Origin of the sequence: Cytobacillus horneckiae (genome assembly GCF_002835735.1) — a bacterium.
Taxonomy (GTDB): Bacteria; Bacillota; Bacilli; order Bacillales; family Cytobacillaceae; genus Cytobacillus; species Cytobacillus horneckiae.
On the sequence record NZ_PISD01000059.1, the window covers coordinates 41,592 to 59,684 of the forward strand.

At 38.5% G+C, this 18,093-nt stretch carries 13 protein-coding genes and 2 pseudogenes; 7 read left to right on the top strand and 8 right to left on the bottom strand.

Features of this window, described 5'->3' with window-relative positions; translation table 11 throughout:
• Positions 1-77: 77 nt before the first annotated feature.
• The gene (locus CWS20_RS22555; protein WP_066196038.1) at positions 78-644 is read left to right on the top strand and encodes a DUF2777 domain-containing protein; all 567 of its coding nucleotides are present in this window, start codon (positions 78-80) and stop codon (positions 642-644) included.
• Positions 645-687: 43 nt separating this feature from the next.
• On the opposite strand, the gene CWS20_RS22560 is transcribed toward CWS20_RS22555, so the two are convergent.
• The 5 genes and pseudogenes from CWS20_RS22560 to CWS20_RS22580 all read right to left on the bottom strand — a co-directional run bounded on the left by CWS20_RS22560 (position 688) and on the right by CWS20_RS22580 (position 8,209).
• On the bottom strand, positions 688-3,555 hold the full coding sequence (locus CWS20_RS22560; RefSeq protein ID WP_066196033.1) for a bifunctional diguanylate cyclase/phosphodiesterase: 2,868 nt from the start codon (positions 3,553-3,555) through the stop codon (positions 688-690).
• 168 nt (positions 3,556-3,723) lie between these two features.
• On the bottom strand, positions 3,724-4,074 hold the full coding sequence (locus CWS20_RS22565; protein ID WP_066196032.1) for a YisL family protein: 351 nt from the start codon (positions 4,072-4,074) through the stop codon (positions 3,724-3,726).
• 157 nt (positions 4,075-4,231) lie between these two features.
• Positions 4,232-5,137, bottom strand: coding sequence for a fumarylacetoacetate hydrolase family protein (locus tag CWS20_RS22570; protein ID WP_066196029.1), 906 nt, complete (start codon positions 5,135-5,137; stop codon positions 4,232-4,234).
• An 80-nt stretch (positions 5,138-5,217) separates the two neighbouring features.
• Positions 5,218-6,384, bottom strand: coding sequence for a DUF418 domain-containing protein (locus CWS20_RS22575; RefSeq protein ID WP_066196026.1), 1,167 nt, complete (start codon positions 6,382-6,384; stop codon positions 5,218-5,220).
• 230 nt (positions 6,385-6,614) lie between these two features.
• Positions 6,615-8,209 (bottom strand): annotated as a pseudogene (locus tag CWS20_RS22580) (long-chain-fatty-acid--CoA ligase).
• 225 nt (positions 8,210-8,434) lie between these two features.
• Here CWS20_RS22580 and CWS20_RS22585 point away from each other — a divergent pair.
• From CWS20_RS22585 to CWS20_RS22610, 6 genes are read left to right on the top strand one after another with little or no spacing between them, the layout of a single operon-like run.
• The gene (locus CWS20_RS22585; RefSeq protein WP_066196020.1) at positions 8,435-8,656 is read left to right on the top strand and encodes a spore germination protein; all 222 of its coding nucleotides are present in this window, start codon (positions 8,435-8,437) and stop codon (positions 8,654-8,656) included.
• 15 nt (positions 8,657-8,671) lie between these two features.
• Entirely contained in the window at positions 8,672-8,902 is a 231-nt protein-coding gene (locus tag CWS20_RS22590) for a spore germination protein GerPB (protein ID WP_066196018.1), read from the top strand.
• 28 nt (positions 8,903-8,930) lie between these two features.
• Positions 8,931-9,542, top strand: coding sequence for a spore germination protein GerPC (gene gerPC / locus CWS20_RS22595; protein ID WP_066196015.1), 612 nt, complete (start codon positions 8,931-8,933; stop codon positions 9,540-9,542).
• Complete coding sequence (locus tag CWS20_RS22600) at positions 9,539-9,715, top strand: spore gernimation protein GerPD (protein WP_066196013.1); 177 nt, start codon at positions 9,539-9,541, stop codon at positions 9,713-9,715. Before gerPC ends, CWS20_RS22600 begins: the two co-directional genes overlap by 4 nt.
• 5 nt (positions 9,716-9,720) lie before the next feature.
• Complete coding sequence (locus tag CWS20_RS22605) at positions 9,721-10,098, top strand: spore germination protein GerPE (protein ID WP_066196010.1); 378 nt, start codon at positions 9,721-9,723, stop codon at positions 10,096-10,098.
• A 22-nt stretch (positions 10,099-10,120) separates the two neighbouring features.
• Complete coding sequence (locus CWS20_RS22610) at positions 10,121-10,339, top strand: spore germination protein (RefSeq protein WP_066196007.1); 219 nt, start codon at positions 10,121-10,123, stop codon at positions 10,337-10,339.
• A gap of 46 nt (positions 10,340-10,385) precedes the next feature.
• Here the strand turns inward: CWS20_RS22610 and addA are convergent, their stop codons facing one another.
• The 3 genes and pseudogenes from addA to CWS20_RS29460 all read right to left on the bottom strand — a co-directional run.
• The gene (gene addA / locus CWS20_RS22615) at positions 10,386-14,147 is read right to left on the bottom strand and encodes a helicase-exonuclease AddAB subunit AddA (protein ID WP_066196005.1); all 3,762 of its coding nucleotides are present in this window, start codon (positions 14,145-14,147) and stop codon (positions 10,386-10,388) included.
• Positions 14,140-17,631, bottom strand: coding sequence for a helicase-exonuclease AddAB subunit AddB (addB, locus tag CWS20_RS22620; RefSeq protein ID WP_066196001.1), 3,492 nt, complete (start codon positions 17,629-17,631; stop codon positions 14,140-14,142). Before addB ends, addA begins: the two co-directional genes overlap by 8 nt.
• 367 nt (positions 17,632-17,998) lie before the next feature.
• Positions 17,999-18,093, bottom strand: a pseudogene (locus tag CWS20_RS29460) (IS200/IS605 family transposase); the annotation flags it as partial.

Consider the following 18,093-nt stretch of genomic DNA (forward strand, 5'->3'; position numbering starts at 1 on the left):
TAATTGTCCTATATAAGGTTATAAAACGTTCGGCAATTGACCAAAAATAGAGTGTAGAGAGAAAATGGAGGTTTTTTATGAATAAGCAACAACGTTTGAAACTTATAGATAAACAATCGCGTGCGTTTTCCGAGGGGTCAGTTGAGTTTATTAATGAACAATGGGTATTCTTTGATCAGGAGACTGATGAAGCATCTCTATTGGATGAATTTCTCCAACAAGAGGTTGAAGTGTACAGATTTAAGCGGTGGAAAAAAGGCGTGTTAGTTGGTAATGGAAAAATATCTTGTGACGATGAAATACTTTTCTTAAAGGATCAGGATACAGTTCGGATTCGCAAACTTCTCATATTCTCGCTCGAAAGATTGTTAGATGAAGTGAATGATGATGCGTTCATCCAGTTTGTCACGAGTTTAAATAGCATTCATTTTTCTATATTTGATTGCATTTACTGCTATAATCAATTAACCTTCTTTAACGATGAAGATAGAAAAAGCGGTGTTAACTTTATGATTTTTGATAATCAAGAACATATATGCAGTGTGCAGCACCACTTTTTCTATTATGAGAACGAGACAGACCGGTTTGAATTTACACTTAATAGTGGAAAAAGAATGGTAATAGAAAAAATATCATCCTCTTAATTTACCGAAAAAAGAAAGGAGCTTACGTTTGCTCCTTTCTTTTTTATGACGATTCTCTTATTCCTTTTTCAAAGTCTAAAATATTTAAAGGCTTTTGAATATAATATCCCTGTGCATAGTGGCATTTTAATTGTTTGAGAAGCTCAATCTGTTCTCTAGTCTCCACACCTTCTGCGAGTACTTTCACGCGCAAACCATGCCCCATCGTAATGATCGCCTTAACAATGGCAATATCTGATGTGTCTACTTTTAAATTGTTTATAAATGATCGGTCAATTTTTAATGTATTGATCGGCAGGTCCTTCAAATAGCTGAGAGAGGAATAGCCTGTTCCGAAATCGTCAATCGATACTTTGACGCCCATTTTCCTTAAGCTGTTCATTACTTCGATACTGTATTCTATATTTTGCAGCATTGTACTTTCGGTTAGCTCCAGCGTTAAATATTTTGCTTCTAGTCCTGAGCGGAGCAATGCTTCCTCTACAATTGATAAAAACTCGGGCTGCTGGAACTGATAGGCGGCTACATTAACAGAAATGACTAAATCGCCTAGTCCGAGTCTCTGCCATTGTTTATTTTGACTGCAGGCTGTGTTAAGGACCCACTTGCCAATCTCATTTATTAAGCCTGTCTCTTCTGCCAGCGGGATAAATCTTGAAGGTGTAACCAGCCCTAGTTTCGGATGATTCCATCTTATTAGCGCCTCACTTCCAAAGATTTTTCCGCTTTCTAAATCGATTAAAGGCTGATAATGCAATGAAAATTGTTTATGTTTGATTGCTTTCCTTAAATACCCTTCCATTTCAACACGCTGAATAATGTGCTGATTCATTTCATCAGAGAAAAAGGTGGTTCGATTGCCGCCAAGCTGCTTCGACGAATTTAAAGCAATATCTGCATTCTTTAGCAAGTGATAGCGATCATTTCCGTCGTCAGGAAAGAGGCTGACGCCGACGCTTGCTGTCACATAGAACTCTTGTTGATTAAATTGAATCGGCTCGGCAATCGCAGCCAAAATCGATTGCGCAATTTTCATCACTTCATCGACATTCACACTTTGCGAAAGAATTAATGTAAAGTTATCTCCACCAAAATTACCTAGGTAGGATTCCGGCGGTATTTTCTTTTCAATTTTTTCTGAAAGCTGCTTTAAGATTCTATCACCAAAGTAATGGCCAATGCTTTCATTAATGATTTTAAACCTGTCAATATCAATACTTAATAATGCAAGCTTTTGCTGATTCTTTCGTGATCGCTTGATTAATATATTGAGCTGTTCAGTAAATTTTGTTTTATTCGGCAAACCAGTTAGATGGTCGTAATATGATAATTCGGTTAATTTATTTTCGATGATTTTTAACTCGGTTAAATTTTTTGCCATTCCATATAAACCAACAATATCGCCTTCAATATGTATTGGGACAAGCTTGATTTCATAATAGCTTTTAGCCCCATTTTTTCCTATTATTTCTGTATGAAAGATTTGTTCTGTTCCTTTTAGAGCATGATTAAAATGCATTCTAAGCCTCGGCACTACTTCTTTAGAAACCATATTGATAACTGATTGACCTAATAGCTCATTTTCTTTATAGCCGGTATTCAATTCAAACAAAGGGTTGATACTTGTAAAAGTTCCTTGTTTATCTGTAGTAAAAACTACATCCGGATTATTTTTGAACAGAATATGATAATATTGACATGTTTTATTCAACTGCTCCTGCAATTGTTTGTTTTTATGATTGGTTACCTGTACTAAATGAGCTAACGCCTCTTGTTTGATATTCTTCTGTTCCAATTGAGCAACGTTCACCTCTGCTGGAGTAGTGAAGGATTCTGTTATTCCCAAACCAGAGCATATACGTCTTTCTTCTTGCCCAATTGACAGCTCGCCAAAAGATACCAATCCAGTTAACGGTAAATGTGAAGAGATAAACTGTAAATCCTTTTCGGCTTCATGACCTAAAACTTGACCGTTTCTGTATGGGTAAAATAAAAACATCGTTTCTATATCGTTAGCAGATAAAATGTCTGGCTCGATTGAATTCCCTTTAAAAAAATCTCTCGAATCGCTATATGATATCGATAACCTAGCCCCTGCTTGTACAGTGGTGTTCAACTTTATACTTCCGTTGTTATACTGTTTAACTATTAATGCACGAGTACGAATTTGATTGTAATGCACAATAAACGGAAGTGCTGCGCTTGAATGTGGTATTTGCTTTACAAACGCCTTCCCCAAATATCTTCCGATTACGTTTGCTGGAGATTCATCGTTCAATTCTATAATTGTTTGACCTCTTGCCTTTGTAACGACAAATGGAGTGGCTAATTCCTTTTTTTCATACTGGGAAATAGGCGTGACAGTCAAATTTTTACCGAAGAGTAAGATAATGACAGCCCCTTCATCGATTATCGACTGATTGCAAAGTAAAAATCCAGCTTTACTTGCTTGCCCGACAAAGAGAGGGATATGGTCATAATGTTCTTTTAGATCGTCCAAGAGGTTTTTTGCCTCTTTTTCTAAAGGACCTGCCAATACCATAAAGGCTTTAATGTCACTCTGCATCATCTGTTGCTTTTTCATCATATCTGCAAGTGTCTGCTTGAATATAGAATGCTTATCTACTAGTATGGCCTCTGCAGCTGCCTCATTGAACATTGTAAAAAGAAGAATCGTTTCTTTTTCAATAAATTCTCCATCAATCATTGCCCCGCCCGATGTGCAGCCTACAACCTTTGCTTGCGGCAAATAAGTATGCAGCAGTTTCAATATAGCCTGTGCTTCACTGCGATCCAAACTACCTGAATACACTTGAATAAGCAGACTAGGAGATTCTTGCAAACGATCGTTTCTTATATATGTATAAAGTTGACTTTGATCCTTATATTTGCATGAAATTGTTATAGCCATAGTCATCACCACTAAATAAATTTGTTTTCCTTCAACAGGAATAAAAGACTATTATGACTGCACTCGTTAGTTATATTAGTTTAAAAATAACACAAATATAGGAATAATGACATCTAAATAAAAGAAAAAAGCTGCTTAAATAAGCAGCTTACTAAGTATATTTTACTATTACATAAATGGTGTAAAACCGAGTGGTAGACTTAACCCAAGATAAAGCACAAGCAAAAATGCTACAACTAGCTGTACCCATAAGATTGTCGTCTTCTTCCCTTTTTTCGTACGAACTAAAATCATTTCAAGCATTGAAATAACCCATAGGCCAACAATTGATTTTAAAACATACATTAAATCAATATTGCTTATGGAAAATAGCATCATTACACCAGTAGCGATAATTAATAAATAGAAAAGCCTTAAAATCATATGTACGACTTTGTCTTTGCCGCTTTTTTGCAAGCCAAGAGCTACGAAAAATAAAATCAATGCAATAATCCATGTCGATAAATGAGCATGAGTCAAAAAATTCAACCTCCTTTAGTAATCAATCCCCCTTAATGCCTGTCATGTAAGGGTGAATTCGTTTACATCATATCATATCCACCTTATAAATCCTAAGAAAAAAACGGATAACCTAGATTTATCAATAGAATGTGTCTATTTTTTGAAAAATCCCCTGTCAATCCTCTATCCGATTGACTAATGTGCCTACACTTTCAACAGTAATTTCAACTTGGTCACCACGCTGTAAAAAACGAGGCGGCTTAAATCCCTTGCCTACCCCTTCAGGTGTACCTGTCGCAATAACATCACCGGGCTCTAAAGTCATCCCTTGAGATAATATGCTAATCACTTTTTCAACTGGGAAGATAAAATTTTCTGTATTTGAAGACTGTCTAATTTCCCCGTTAACCTTCGTCTCGATATTTAATTTATTCGGATTGCCTACACTCTCTTTAGCAACAATCCAAGGCCCCATTGGACAAGTAGTATCAAGACTCTTCCCAATAAAGAACTGTTTATGTTTGCTTTGCAGATCACGTGCAGTGACGTCGTTTATGATGGTGTATCCGAAAACATAATCCAATGCAGCTTCTTCAGTAATACCTCTGCCTTCTTTGCCGATGATGACTGCTAGCTCGCCTTCATAATCAAGCTGTGAAGTGATTTCTTGATGATTTAATATAATTTGATCAGGTCCAGCTACAGCTGTCGGTGCTTTTGTAAAAACGATGATATCATCTGGAATGTCTGCTGCACTGCCCATTTCAATTGCGTGCTTTGCATAGTTCTTCCCAACACAAAAGATGTTTTTCGCCGGACGAGGAATCGGCGCCAATAACTTTACAGCTGTTAATGGAATGAATAGCTCTTCACCCTCATGATCATTTAAAGCCCACTCTGATAGATTCCCTGCTTCTTCTAAAAGCTGTGGTAAGGCTATCGCTTCAATAAGCTGACGAGGCAATCTTCTCTCTCCATACTTTCTTTCTGCTGCCTCTTGTAAAGGCAGAATAACTGTATCCCCCTTTATTAGCGCACCGTATTTCACTTCCCCATGATGTTCAAATGTGACAAATTTCATTTTTCCTCACCCCATTTATTATTATTAGAGTAAAGTATAACGCACATTTTTCGGAATGTACGATATTTTGCATTCATTCATCACTTTCTTTTTAATTCAGGCTTTTTCATGTAAGTAAATGCTCTCCATAACCATTCCACTGGCCCGTAATAATAATGCTTCATCCACAGCTTGCTTAAGAAGATTTGAAAAATAAATACGATGATAACGATCACTGTCCCTTCAATAATCGAAACCTTTCCGTAAAACCCTAATCCATAGCCATAAAAAAGAAGGGTGGACAGAATCGATTGAAGCAGGTAATTGCTAATGGAAAGACGGCCAACATAGGCGAGCGGCTCCAATATTTTTCTTAGCTTATTCATTGTTGCTAATGTAGCAATTGATAAACTATAGCCAATTGCCAGCAACGGTCCGCCAAAGGTATCTTGGATATATTGCGCAGCCAGATTTTCATCCCACACATAAGGAATTGCCTTAATGGCCAATCCGGCAATTAATGTGAATACGGCCGCTTTTTTAATGATAGATTGATGAAGTTCAATATGCTCAAACAGTTTAAGCTTTTGCACACCTGCCCCGATAAGGAAGAGCGGAAGAATCGTGATGACCAGTAAAGGCAACGTTCCAAAATTATTTGTAAAATACCAATCTTCAATCCGCTGTTCTGTAATTTCTACAAAGCTTCCTTGCTGATATGTATGGATATATGACTCTATATTTACAAACATTGTCACCCCGCTGCCAGGCTCTAGCATCATCGCGACTAATAACAGCAATGATAATAAAATATTCGGTAAAACATACATCACTATTCCAGTAATGATTAAGGATTTTGCTGACATTTTCATAAATAGCAAAAAAATAAACCCTATTACAGCATAGGTTACTAGAATATCACCATGCCATATTAATAATGCATGCAACAAGCCAAGGATTAGCAGGAATGTGAAGCGTCTAAATGCAATAATTGGAAATGACAGCCCCTTTGCCATCACCCTTTCCCTTAAAATCATTACTCCGTAACCAAATAATAAGGCAAATAGCGGATAAAAGCTCGCTTGCACAAAAATATCGATAACCGTATAAAGATTGCGATCAATGCCGCTATCCCACCAAGTATACGGGTCGATATAAATAAATGGTGTATGAAACGATAACATATTAACTAAAAAGATGCCAAATATCGCAAAACCTCTCATCATGTCAATCGCAATGATTCTATTATTTTCGGTTATTGGCTTCATATAAACCTCCTTTTTATATACCTCTACATACATCTTAGATAATGCGCTAGCAGTTTGTCTAGAAAAGCTATTGAAATCTTGTTTGTTCATATTCATTCGCTGCCGGTATACAATTTGCTTTCCAAGAGTGATCGCGAGCTGAGAGGCACAAATATCCAATAGATTCTACTGCTTATAAAACAACAAATGAAAAGAGATTACAGAATAGGCAATCTCTTCTCACTTCAATATTAATTTACAAAGCGGCCGTCATGGTTCCCTTCTGCTTCCCAATAACGTTTTCGCAAATGGATTTTTTGGATTTTTCCCGATGCGGTCTTAGGCAATTCATCCGTAAATGTTACCCCGGTAATCGCCTTGAAGTGCGCCATATTTTCTCTAGTAAAGGCAATCAGCTTTTCCTCTGTCACTGTATGTTCTTGGCGAAGAACAACTAAGGCATGAGGTGTCTCTCCCCATTTATCATGCGGCACTGCGATAACCGCTGCTTCAAGAACGGCCGGATGCTCATAAAGTACACCCTCAATCTCAATGGAAGAGATGTTCTCGCCGCCGCTAATAATTATATCTTTTTTCCGGTCAACAATATCGACATTTCCTAAAGAATCTACTGTTCCCATATCGCCAGTATGCAGCCATCCATCTCTAATCGCTTCCGCAGTTGCTTCCTCGTTTTTCCAGTACCCCTTCATTACTCCGTTGCTGCGCACAACGACTTCTCCTATATCGTTTCCATTTTTTTCCACCTCTACACCACGTTCATTTATTACTCTTACTTCTGCACCAATCATCTGATAGCCTGCTTTCGCTTTCATACGATATTTCTCCTTGTTTGGTAGTTCCTCAAGATGTGATCGAATCGTTGAAATGGTACTTAAAGGCGAAGATTCCGTCATTCCGTAAACCTGAATAAATTCCCATCCCATCTCCTCTTCCACCTTTGTTACAAACGCTGGCGGCGGTGCTGATCCTGCAATAACAATTCTTATGCTATGTTTGAATTTTGTTTGATGTTGATCATAGAATTGCATTAACGAATTTAATACTGTTGGAGCCATATGGATAACAGACGCTTCGTACTTCTTCAAGGCGTTAAAAATGACTTCAGGCGTCGTTTTACGCAAACACACTTGCGCGGCACCATTTGCCGTATAGTAAAATGGCGAGCCCAGCCATTCACATGAAACATTGGCAGCACGTGAATCAATGTATCTTTATCACTTACACGGAGGTGATGCATTGTACTTAGCGCATGCAAATAATTATTGCGGTGAGTGAGCATAACTCCTTTTGGGTTTCCAGTTGTACCGCTTGTATATAACAGACTGCATACATCATTTTCCTCTAAAGGTTCTCTTGTAAATTCCTTGCTTGGGAAGCTTTGCAGCCAAGAATCGTAACCGGTTTCATTTGTCTCTTCATCTTTATAATGTACGATGATTTTCTCTACGGTAGATAATTGATCTTTTACTGGTTCTATAAGCTGATAAAGACCTTGATCGACAAATAACACTTTTGATTCGCTATGATTTAAAATAAATACATAGTCAGCAGGCATTAAACGAATATTGAGCGGTACCATGATTCCACCAAGCTGAAAGACACCGTAAAAGCCTTCAAGCATTTCCACAGAATTTGGTGCCAAATAAGCAATTCTGTCTCCCTTTTGTACGCCTAAAGATTTTAACCCATATGAGAGCTGATTGACCCTGTCATTTAATTGATTATATGTAAGTACTTTATTATCCCCGTATATAGCTTCTTTTTCTCCATATAAACGAACGGCACGATCTAAAAACTGCGTTAATATTAAAGGAACATTCATGACAAAACCACCTCGAGAATATTTTTAAATTTCTGATTATAATTATTTTAGCATAATTGTATAAGTACAGCCATATTTTTCTATCCTGTTATAGAACATTTTTAAATAATTTTGGGCTTTGTTTTCACACTCTTGCTTTAGGCACATACGATAGTGGTAAATAGGCTACCCGGGCGGATGCCCGTTAAGTTTATGAAAGTCAATGAAATGAAAAGGATGTTCATAATGCCAGCAATTGTCGGAGCGGTCCAGGTCATTTCAATCGGGAGCAGTTCTGTGTTTAATATTGGAGATGTTTATAAGATTATGCCTTTGTCAAATGCAAAGACGTTTTCAGGTGCAGGCTCCTTTAACACAGGTGATGGGCTGGAAGTTGTCAACCATTATAGCTCAACAAATACGTATGATAACGATACAGTAGATCAAGGTAACTTCTTTAATGCTTAAAAGACGGGTGATCATATGAGCAATTTTTATATACAGCAGTCCATTCATATTAATCTTATCAAAATAGGCGGTGTCTCTAACTCATCCGTGTTTCAAATTGGCAGTGCGGGTATCATAAAGCCTTCCTCTCATTTGTATAATACAGGCGGTTTTACTGAACCAGCTCCAGAATATGAAACCCCTCTTCCATCAGGAACATTTGTAGGGACGCCAATGGTACCGTTAATTGCACCAACAAAACCATAATATTTAAAAATGACGGGGTGGTGTTTTAATGAATCAGGATATATTCGCATACCTTCAGCAGCTTCAAGCATACATTCAAACACAGGAGCAGCGCATCAAAAAGCTTGAAAAATCGGTAAAAAAATTGCAGCATGAATCAGCTGAAACGAGAGAACGCCAGCCAATCCATATCGACCGCATCGAATATAAATTTGACCAGCTGAAAGTAGAAACGCTTGAAGGCACATTAAATATAGGTTTAAATCCATCAGACTTCCAAGATATAGACGATTTCTCAGTAGATAACAAAGAAATAAACACCCCCGTATCACCCAAAAATTTCTTAAAGCGCAATATGGATATTGAAAATGAAATGATCAGCTATATTGAAGGTGAGCTTCCTCTAGTGGTTGCTGAAGCTGAGAGCAAATTAAATATGTCTGGAGAAGGATCGTATTCAGAGTTTATTAAGGAGGATGTGAAAAAGCAGCTTCCGAAACGCATCGATTATTATTTGAAACAAAGCCCTGTTCGAAATGATATGGATACCGTCCAGCAAAATGAGCAAGTAATCGCACAATTGAAAAATGAAATTGAAAACGGTGTTCATGCCTTTTTGAGCCATCTGCCTGAAAATATGAAAGGGACGAAGAACGAATGAATTTCCAAGTATATAATCGAGAGCTTTGTGTTGGCCATATAAGAGTCATTGGTGTATCCAGTTCTTCTATCTTACTCGTTGGAGATGCAGAAACAATACAGTTAGCATCAACCTTTGATACACCGCCTGAATCCCTCATTATCGGTCCTTTCGTGCCTTTGACACCGGAGTGAGTCTAATGTTAAAAAGAACATCTGTTGTTAAATCAATCAAAGCTGATACTTTTGGGTTCTCTTCCATTTTTGAAATTGGAGATTCCTCCTATATTCAATGCTTTTCTAGAGCTCTCGCCCTGCAAAGAGATACTGAAATATTCTTCGGAAAAGAGGGTAAGTTCACTGAGTATGACATTTATACTGAACCATTTATCATTAGTCCCATAACAGAAAATATTTATATGGACACAGCAAACCTTCATCCAATAATTAATGTAAAATCAATTGATATTATTGGTGTATCTGCCAGCTCAGTTCTTCATATCGGGAGCACTAAGGATATTTCTATGGAATCAAGAGTTAAACATTTTCGGCAACTTTCTTCAAGCCCTAATCGATAATTAATTATAAAGGATGTTTTACATGCCAGCGATTATTGGACCTGTACAGATTATAAGTGTAGGTGGAGGTATCGTTCAATTCGGCGATACGCTCTATATTTCTCCTAAAAGCAATGCAAAATCAAATTCTGGTGCAGGCGCAGTAAATACAGGCGGTTTTATCATTACAAATAACGGACTCAGTGCCAGTAACGTGTTAGATACAAATCTAGTTGACCAGCCAACGATTGGCAACTTATAACCTCTAATAAAGAAGCAGAAAGCTAAAAGCTTCCTGCTTCTTCAGCTTAAATCTTCAAGGTATAGGCTCCGTCAAAGAAAAATAAATATCTTTCTTTAATTTGTCTCCTGAGAATTTTTTCAAGCGCTAACGTATACATATCTAATTGTAGATTATAGCGCTCCATTAAAACTGGAGCAGCCTCTTCAATTCCACCTTTAAAACGGCTTTTAATTTGATCAGTCTTATAATCAATCAAAACTAGACCCGCCTCATCCTCAAAAATACAGTCAATGATTCCTTGCACAAGAACCGCTTCTTCATCACCTGTCCAATTGCGATAAATTTCGCTTGCAGGAATCGATAAACTAAATGGAATTTCTTTTCTTAACGAATCTGACTGCCTCATCCTGTCTGCAAGTTCTGTGCGAAGGAAAGCCAGTATAAGTTCCGCATCGATGACATCAACCTGTTCTTCTGTTAATAGTTCTTTTTGGACTAGCATGTCCAGCTTCCTTAATATTTTCTCTTCGGAAGTATCTTCATTTAAGTCCAAATGCTGCATGACAGTGTGCATCGCCGTCCCGCGTTCTGCCGGTGATAATGTTTTCTCCTGCATAAAAAGAGGTCGGTTTAAAAGCGGCTTCTTAAAAGTTGTTAACAATTCTGTTCCGCTTTCTTCAACTGCGAAAATTTCCTTTTGCCTTTTAACTTCTGACACAGATTGTTTTGAGCGTGATTGTGATGCATCCTTATAGTCGTACAGCCAAGAAAGCTGAGACAATACTTGGTTATAATGCGTCGATTCTATAGGAACGCGCTCGCCATTATTTACTTTATCGAGCAGCAATTCCTTCTCTTCTTCCGCTTCTCCTGCAGTGTCAGCTGCTTCTTCTTTGCTCATCACTTGAATTTCCCAGCAGGATGGATGAGATTGAATCTCATGATGAATCAATCCGCTTATGGTGCCATCTTCACCACTTATCAGTTCTCCATCAGGATGTCGAACTAAAGCTGGTCCTATCCAATCAAGATAGCCGGATGCACTTGAGCGGGAATAATCATTCAACAGCCAATCTGGAGAATTTGCCGAGGCTTGCCAATCCTTCAGCTTTTTATCCGGGTTTTTCAATGAGGCAACAAGATACAATTTTTCCTTTGCTCTTGTCAAGGCAACATACAGCACTCTCATCTCTTCAGAAATCATCTCCATCTTCTTCTTCCGTTTGAAAGCTAGCTGAGGAAGTGAAGGGAAAGAAATCCGCTTTTGGGCATTGACATATTTATAGGCAAAACCTAAATCCTTATCAAGTAAAAATGATTTCTTCAAGTCCATTGTGTTAAAGTTTCTCGCAAGCCCGGCGATAAAAACAAACGGAAACTCCAAACCTTTACTGCTGTGAATGGTCATAATACGGACAACATCTTCCTGCTCTCCTAAAGCACGTGCTGCACCCAGATCATCGCCGCGATCACGCATTCTTTCTATAAAACGCAAAAAGCGGAACAGCCCTCTAAACGAAGTTGATTCATATTGCCTGGCACGATCATAAAGCGCACGAAGATTCGCTTGCCTTTGCTTTCCACCAGGCATTCCACCGGCGAAATCATAAAACCTGGTCTCACGGTACAAATGCCAAATTAAATCCGAGAGTGAGCCTTGCCTTGCCATTTTACGCCATTCATTTAAGCGTGCGAAAAATGGCTTTACCTTATCATAAAGGGCTTCTTCTTCTCCAACAGGTTTGCCGCTGCAAAATCCTGCTAGTGCTTCGTAATATGAGCCTTTTTTATTGTGAATACGAATAGTTGCAAGTTCATTTTCAGTTAATCCAATGATGGGTGATCGCAAAACTGATGCAAGTGGGATATCCTGGTATGGATTATCAATGACCTTAAGCAGTGACATCATAATTGAAACTTCTGTAGCTTCAAAATAGCCATTTGATAAGTTTGCATAAACAGGAATACCTTGCTGCTTAAACTCCTCCATAATCTGGGGCGCCCAAGTCATCGAACGCAGCAGAATAACAATATCACGATATTTCGTAGGCTTTACCGTCTTTGATTTCGCATAGTATACTTCCTGGCGTTTGGCAATCAATTCTTTTATCTTTTTCGCCATATACCTTGCTTCCAGCTGAGATTGCGCCAAGTCCGCTGCATCGAATCCTTCAGCTTCAGCCTCTTCACTTCCTGTCTCTATGCTGCCTTCCGCTTCGATCAAAGTTAATTCTATCGGGTGCTTGTGATTTTCAGGATAGGAAGCACCTGTTACAAGTTCAGCTGCATTGTCATATTCAATCTCACCAACAGATGTACCCATGATTTGTTTAAATATAAAATTTGTACCATGAAGTACTTCTTTTCTGCTGCGGAAATTCTGCGCAAGATCTATTCTTAAACCATTCTCTTCACCATCTGTTGAAAAGCGGTTATATTTACTCAAAAAAAGATTCGGCTCCGCAAGTCTAAAGCGGTAGATTGATTGCTTTACATCTCCAACCATAAAAAGATTTCCATCTTGTTCTGTATCCTTTGTCACCAATTGTAAAATGGCTTCTTGAACCAAATTCGTATCCTGATATTCATCCACTAGCACTTCTTTATACTGTGCTCTACATGCGAGAGCTGCCTGAGATGGAATGATTTCTCCGCTCTTATCTTTTGCAGAAAGGATTGCTAAACAATGATGCTCTAAATCAGCAAAGTCAACAAGCCCTTTTTCAATTTTCACTTGTTCAAAGCGTTCAGAAAATGCTTTTACCAATTCAGTTAATCCTTTAATATATGGCTGCATTTCCTTCATGTCTTTTAAAAAGCTTTCAGGCTTTCGAATAAATAGCTCTTCCTTCATTTTTTGCAAGATCTTTTTCGCCTGATCTCTCAGCTTTTTTGATCTTTCTATTAATTCCGGATCATATTCGTCACCTTTACAAGTCTTCAATGTGCCGAACTTATATGTTTGCATTCCTTCATATAAAGCAAGCCATGATATATCTTTTGCTTCTATCAAAGTATCTACAAGCTGAAGGTCTGCTTCAAAATTAACCGCTCTAGGAGCTGGTCCGCCTGGCTGCTTTGTTAAATCTAAAGCATGCATCAATAGCTGCTTCACTCCTGATAATTGCAGTGAGATATCTTCAAAGACATGCTGAACAAATGGAAGATTCTCTACTTCTGTCGATTCATTGACATCATACATGCGAACAATTTGTTCAAGATAATCATTAGGTGCTGGATTAGATCTGGCAAAATCATAAACATGTCGGATCATATCCTGTAAACCGGTGTCGCTGCGATCATTAGTAAAAGTATCTACTAAATCAAAGAAGTGATTATTTCCTTCTTTGCCGTATGCTTCTTCAAATAATTCATCCAGCACCTCATCTCTGATGAGCTGGGCTTCTGTATCGTCTGCAATTCTAAACCCCGGGTCTACATCAAGCATATAGTAATATTTGCGAATCATATCAAGGCAAAAAGAATGCAAGGTTGAAATGGATGCTTTATTCAAGAGCGATACTTGCTTCCTCAAATGTCTTGATGTCGGATTCATGGCTATCGCATGATCCAACGCTTCACCAATACGATGCCTCATTTCAGCAGCTGATGCATTCGTAAAGGTTACCACTAATATCTCGTCCACATTAAGCGGGTCCTCTTCTGAAAGAATCCGTGTAATAATTCTTTCCACAAGCACAGCTGTTTTGCCTGATCCGGCTGCTGCAGCTACGAGTATATCCTGCCCTTTTGCCATAATTGCTTTCCACTGATCATCTGTCCATGTGACCTCAGGAGGCTTAGGCGGAATAATAGACTTAGCCATCTTGTTCGACCTCCTTCCGTATTAATGCGAGCATTTCATCTTTGCCTTTATTATCAAGGCTTCTAAACTCATTTGACTCAAGCGTTTCATCAAATTGGCAAACCGACTTAAATGAACAAAATGTACACGGTGTGCGATCCTTCATTTTGTATGGAGAAATATCTACTTGCCCATCAATGATTTGATTCCCTGTAGCCGTATATTTGTGGCGGACAAATCGGCGCAAATCATTAAATTCCTGTTTATTTGCCACTTTAGATCGTTTTGATAAAGAACCATCTTTATTAAAGCCTGCTGATATAATCGGTGAATCGCCAGTTTCCAGCGTTTGGTCCATAAGCTTTACTACATTTTCCTCACCTAATAGCAATCCGTTCATCTTAAACTTCTTAAAGATTTCTTTTTCAAGCTCATCAATTGATAACATTTTAGCTGCGCTTATCATTGGGTTATGAACATGAAAATATAATACGCCTGCAGGGTCGGCATTCAAGCCAATTAAATCTTCAGAGTGTGCGATGATAATATCCAAATAAGTAAGCATTTGCAATGATAATCCGTAATAAACTTCATTTACATTTAAATCTTTCGCACTTGATTTATAGTCGACTACTCTCAAATAGACACCGTTGCTATCCTGCGCTTTATCCACTCGGTCAATTCTGCCGACCAGCTCCATCTTCGATCCATTTTTTAAAGGGAAGGTTAATGATGGAAGCTCGCCTTTTGGTCCGAATCCAAGTTCAAGTCCAACCGGCGAGAACCCGCTTGCCTTTGCATGCTCACTCATGATAAATGAAGCTCTGCTTATGATTTGCTCTAATTTTCGTTTTATATAATGATGACGATTAGAGCTTAATAAAATCTCATTTTGTAATTTTGGTGCCAGCATTTCCACTGCTTCTTTTGCAAGAATTTCACATTGCTCTCTTGTCATTGCATTCCAATCGAGCTCTTTAATCATTACTGTTTCAGTAATATATTTAAGTGCAGCATGAAACAGCTCTCCTATATCTGGCGCATCAAGCCGATAGATTTGTCTTTCGCGCAGCCTCAAGCCATGCTGAGCATAATGTGAGAAAGGACAGCTATGAAACAGCTCCATCCTCGAGACGCTTGCCTGGATTTGGTCGCCGTATAATTCAGTGCTCACCTGATCATTTAAGTTTGCTGTTCGATTTTCATAATTTAAGCTGGATAGTACCTTTTTTGCACGTTCACGCCATTGATCATTTTGCAAATAAATATTATATGTGTCCCACCATAAATCATAAATAGGATAATTTCTTTTCTTTAACTGCAATTGCGATGTTAAATAGGTTAGTGCGGTATTTAAGTTTGCTGCAAATCCTATTTGCTCCTCTTCAGGAAGCTCAGCAGGATCAGACATATAAAAACTTTCCTGTACAGCTGGAAATATATCCATCATCCGTTTTATATATGGCGACGGCATGAGCGCCTTCCCCTCTTCATTTGCGAGCGGATAGCTTAAAAACAACCATTCTGAAGGTGTAACAAACGCTTTATATGCAAGAAATTCTTCATCTAAAAGCTTCGTTCTTGTTGCTGGTGCAACCTTCATTCCAGATGAGAGTAGATTCTCCCTGTCTACATCAGCCAGTACACCTTCTTCAGGGAATTTTGCAGGTAACACGCCTTCATTTAGTCCGATCACAAATGCCGCTTTAATATCTGCCACACGTGACCTTTCAAGATCAGCCGTGACAACCTGATCCATCGCAGGAGGAACGATGCTGAATTGCAAAGTCTCCATTCCGGCATCTAGCACATCTGAGAAGCGTTTTAAGGTCACTTCCTCGTTACCAAGCATTTCAACATATTGATCTAATAGTTCAATCACTGCATTCCATGCCTGGCTATGTTCTCTCGACTTAACTAGATTTCCATTTTCTTCTTCAGTCATTTGCCATTGTTCTATTTTCAATGGAACATCGATTTCTTCTAAATAAAGATATAGTGCTTCACAATAACTGCGGCCCGTTTCCGCCTTCTTTAGTCTCCTTGATAGCCTTAATATTGGCGCTGTAATCATATCGCGCAGTTCATTAATCTCTTGCTCCAGCTTTTGCTCACTATCTGTCTGTGCAATGTTCTCCAGTTCAAGTCCTTTCATTCTTCGATACGTCCAGCGGTCTTTTTTCGTCCACTTTAACCCCTGTATTCCGTAGGCGAGCACATAATTCTCTAAACGGTCCATTTTCTCTCTTAAACTATCTGATTTAAGCTTTGCTGGAAAAAGCAACTCCGTTTTTACCGCACGAAAAATCGGCTCATAACGCCAATTTCCGTGAATGATTTCTAAAGTTGAACGAATTAATTCAATCACAGGATGATTCTGCATTGTACGTTTTTGATCAATGAAAAAAGGGATGTTATAGTCAGCGAAAATGGTTGAAATCATATCTTTATACTCATTGGCATTGCGGACAAGGACTGCGATCTCACGATATCGCCATTCGTTTTCACGGACAAGGCTGTTAATTTTTCTTGCAATCCCTTCTATTTCTGCTCTGCGATTAACCGCTTGCGCAATACTGATAGCAGCTTCACCTTCAAATGGAACCGGAGGCCGCTTTTCAAAATAAGCTTGCAAATGCCGCAACGAAGGATGACTCCATCTGTATGCCCCTTCAAATACAACTTCCTCAACCTGCTGACCATTATTTTTTGCCATCTCGTATAATGTTTGGCTTGTTTCACCTGACATTCTGAATAAATGCAGATCATCCGGTGGCAATTCTTTGAAGGGCTTATCAAGAGTCAAAGTAATCGTTACATTTTTACAAACCTTCATTAATTGATTGATAATATTATATTCTTGCGGTGTAAAACTAAAAAAACCATCTATATATACGTCAGCTTGTTTTAAATAAGCTGACTCTTCAGCCTTATTGCTCAGAAGCTGAAAATAATCTTCAGAATCTACATATTTATCAATAATCGACTTTTCAAAATTAGAATAAATTATTTCTAAATCATGAAGCTTGTCCAGCAGCGCATTCCCGCTATTTCCGCTTTCCGATAGCTCCATTTGCTTTGCAGCCAGCTCCTCGGGCTGGATGCAATACCGCTTAAATTCAGTCATCATTTGTTCAATTTGCTGGATAAAGCCGTTTTTATCGGCAGCCTTTTGAAAGAGCTTCAGTTCATCCTTTTTTTCTTCGATAATTTTCCGAATCAGCATGCTGATGCCTGTACTATTTAAATGATAGCGGCTCATACCGCCTGTCTCCTGTAAGATTCTCCAGGCCAGCCGGGTGAAAGAATACACTTGACTGCGTATCATCCCGTCCAAGCCAGGTGTTTTAATTAATTTATATTCTGATAAAAATGTCATCTGCTCCGGTACTAAATAAATGATTGGCGTACCGTCTGGCGATTCAATAAGGCTATGCCGAATCTCATTCATACATGTTTCAGTCTTCCCGCTTCCAGAGCGGCCAATCAAAAAACGAACTGACATCAAATCACCTACCTTCATTGTGATGCAGTGTGGTTAAATTAATTTTCGTGCGGATTTACACCCATTTCACCTGATTATTTAACCTGATGATATATACACTATTTTAGCATATGTGCCGTTTAAATTATCCTATGTTGGCTTTACAAATTGGCTGGTTATATATAACTATAGTCCTCAGCATTCGATACGCCGATTCCGTATTTTCCTCGCGCTCCCCTTTTAACGCCTCTCATGAAATCAAAACCACCAGTGTGAACTGGTGGTTTGCTCTGCGGCTGAAAGCCTCTCTTACCGGCCTTGGCCTTAAAGGCCCACTGAAAGGTTTCCCTTTTGCACCACATTCACTCACCAATTCTAAAGAATTTCGTTATTTCTTCTTATTTTTTTCTCCTGTGAACGGATCAAACTCTTCGAACAATGTTAACTGGTCAGCTCGGTAGTTTCTACCAGCTGATTTCGAAT

Coding starts and splice junctions, on each gene's coding strand:
- CWS20_RS22555 (WP_066196038.1), top strand. CDS start 78: ATGAATAAGCAACAACGTTTGAAACTTATAGATAAACAATCGCGTGCG.
- CWS20_RS22560 (WP_066196033.1), bottom strand. CDS start 3,555: ATGGCTATAACAATTTCATGCAAATATAAGGATCAAAGTCAACTTTAT.
- CWS20_RS22570 (WP_066196029.1), bottom strand. CDS start 5,137: ATGAAATTTGTCACATTTGAACATCATGGGGAAGTGAAATACGGTGCG.
- CWS20_RS22575 (WP_066196026.1), bottom strand. CDS start 6,384: ATGAAGCCAATAACCGAAAATAATAGAATCATTGCGATTGACATGATG.
- CWS20_RS22585 (WP_066196020.1), top strand. CDS start 8,435: ATGCCAGCAATTGTCGGAGCGGTCCAGGTCATTTCAATCGGGAGCAGT.
- CWS20_RS22590 (WP_066196018.1), top strand. CDS start 8,672: ATGAGCAATTTTTATATACAGCAGTCCATTCATATTAATCTTATCAAA.
- gerPC (WP_066196015.1), top strand. CDS start 8,931: ATGAATCAGGATATATTCGCATACCTTCAGCAGCTTCAAGCATACATT.
- CWS20_RS22600 (WP_066196013.1), top strand. CDS start 9,539: ATGAATTTCCAAGTATATAATCGAGAGCTTTGTGTTGGCCATATAAGA.
- CWS20_RS22605 (WP_066196010.1), top strand. CDS start 9,721: ATGTTAAAAAGAACATCTGTTGTTAAATCAATCAAAGCTGATACTTTT.
- CWS20_RS22610 (WP_066196007.1), top strand. CDS start 10,121: ATGCCAGCGATTATTGGACCTGTACAGATTATAAGTGTAGGTGGAGGT.
- addA (WP_066196005.1), bottom strand. CDS start 14,147: ATGGCTAAGTCTATTATTCCGCCTAAGCCTCCTGAGGTCACATGGACA.
- addB (WP_066196001.1), bottom strand. CDS start 17,631: ATGTCAGTTCGTTTTTTGATTGGCCGCTCTGGAAGCGGGAAGACTGAA.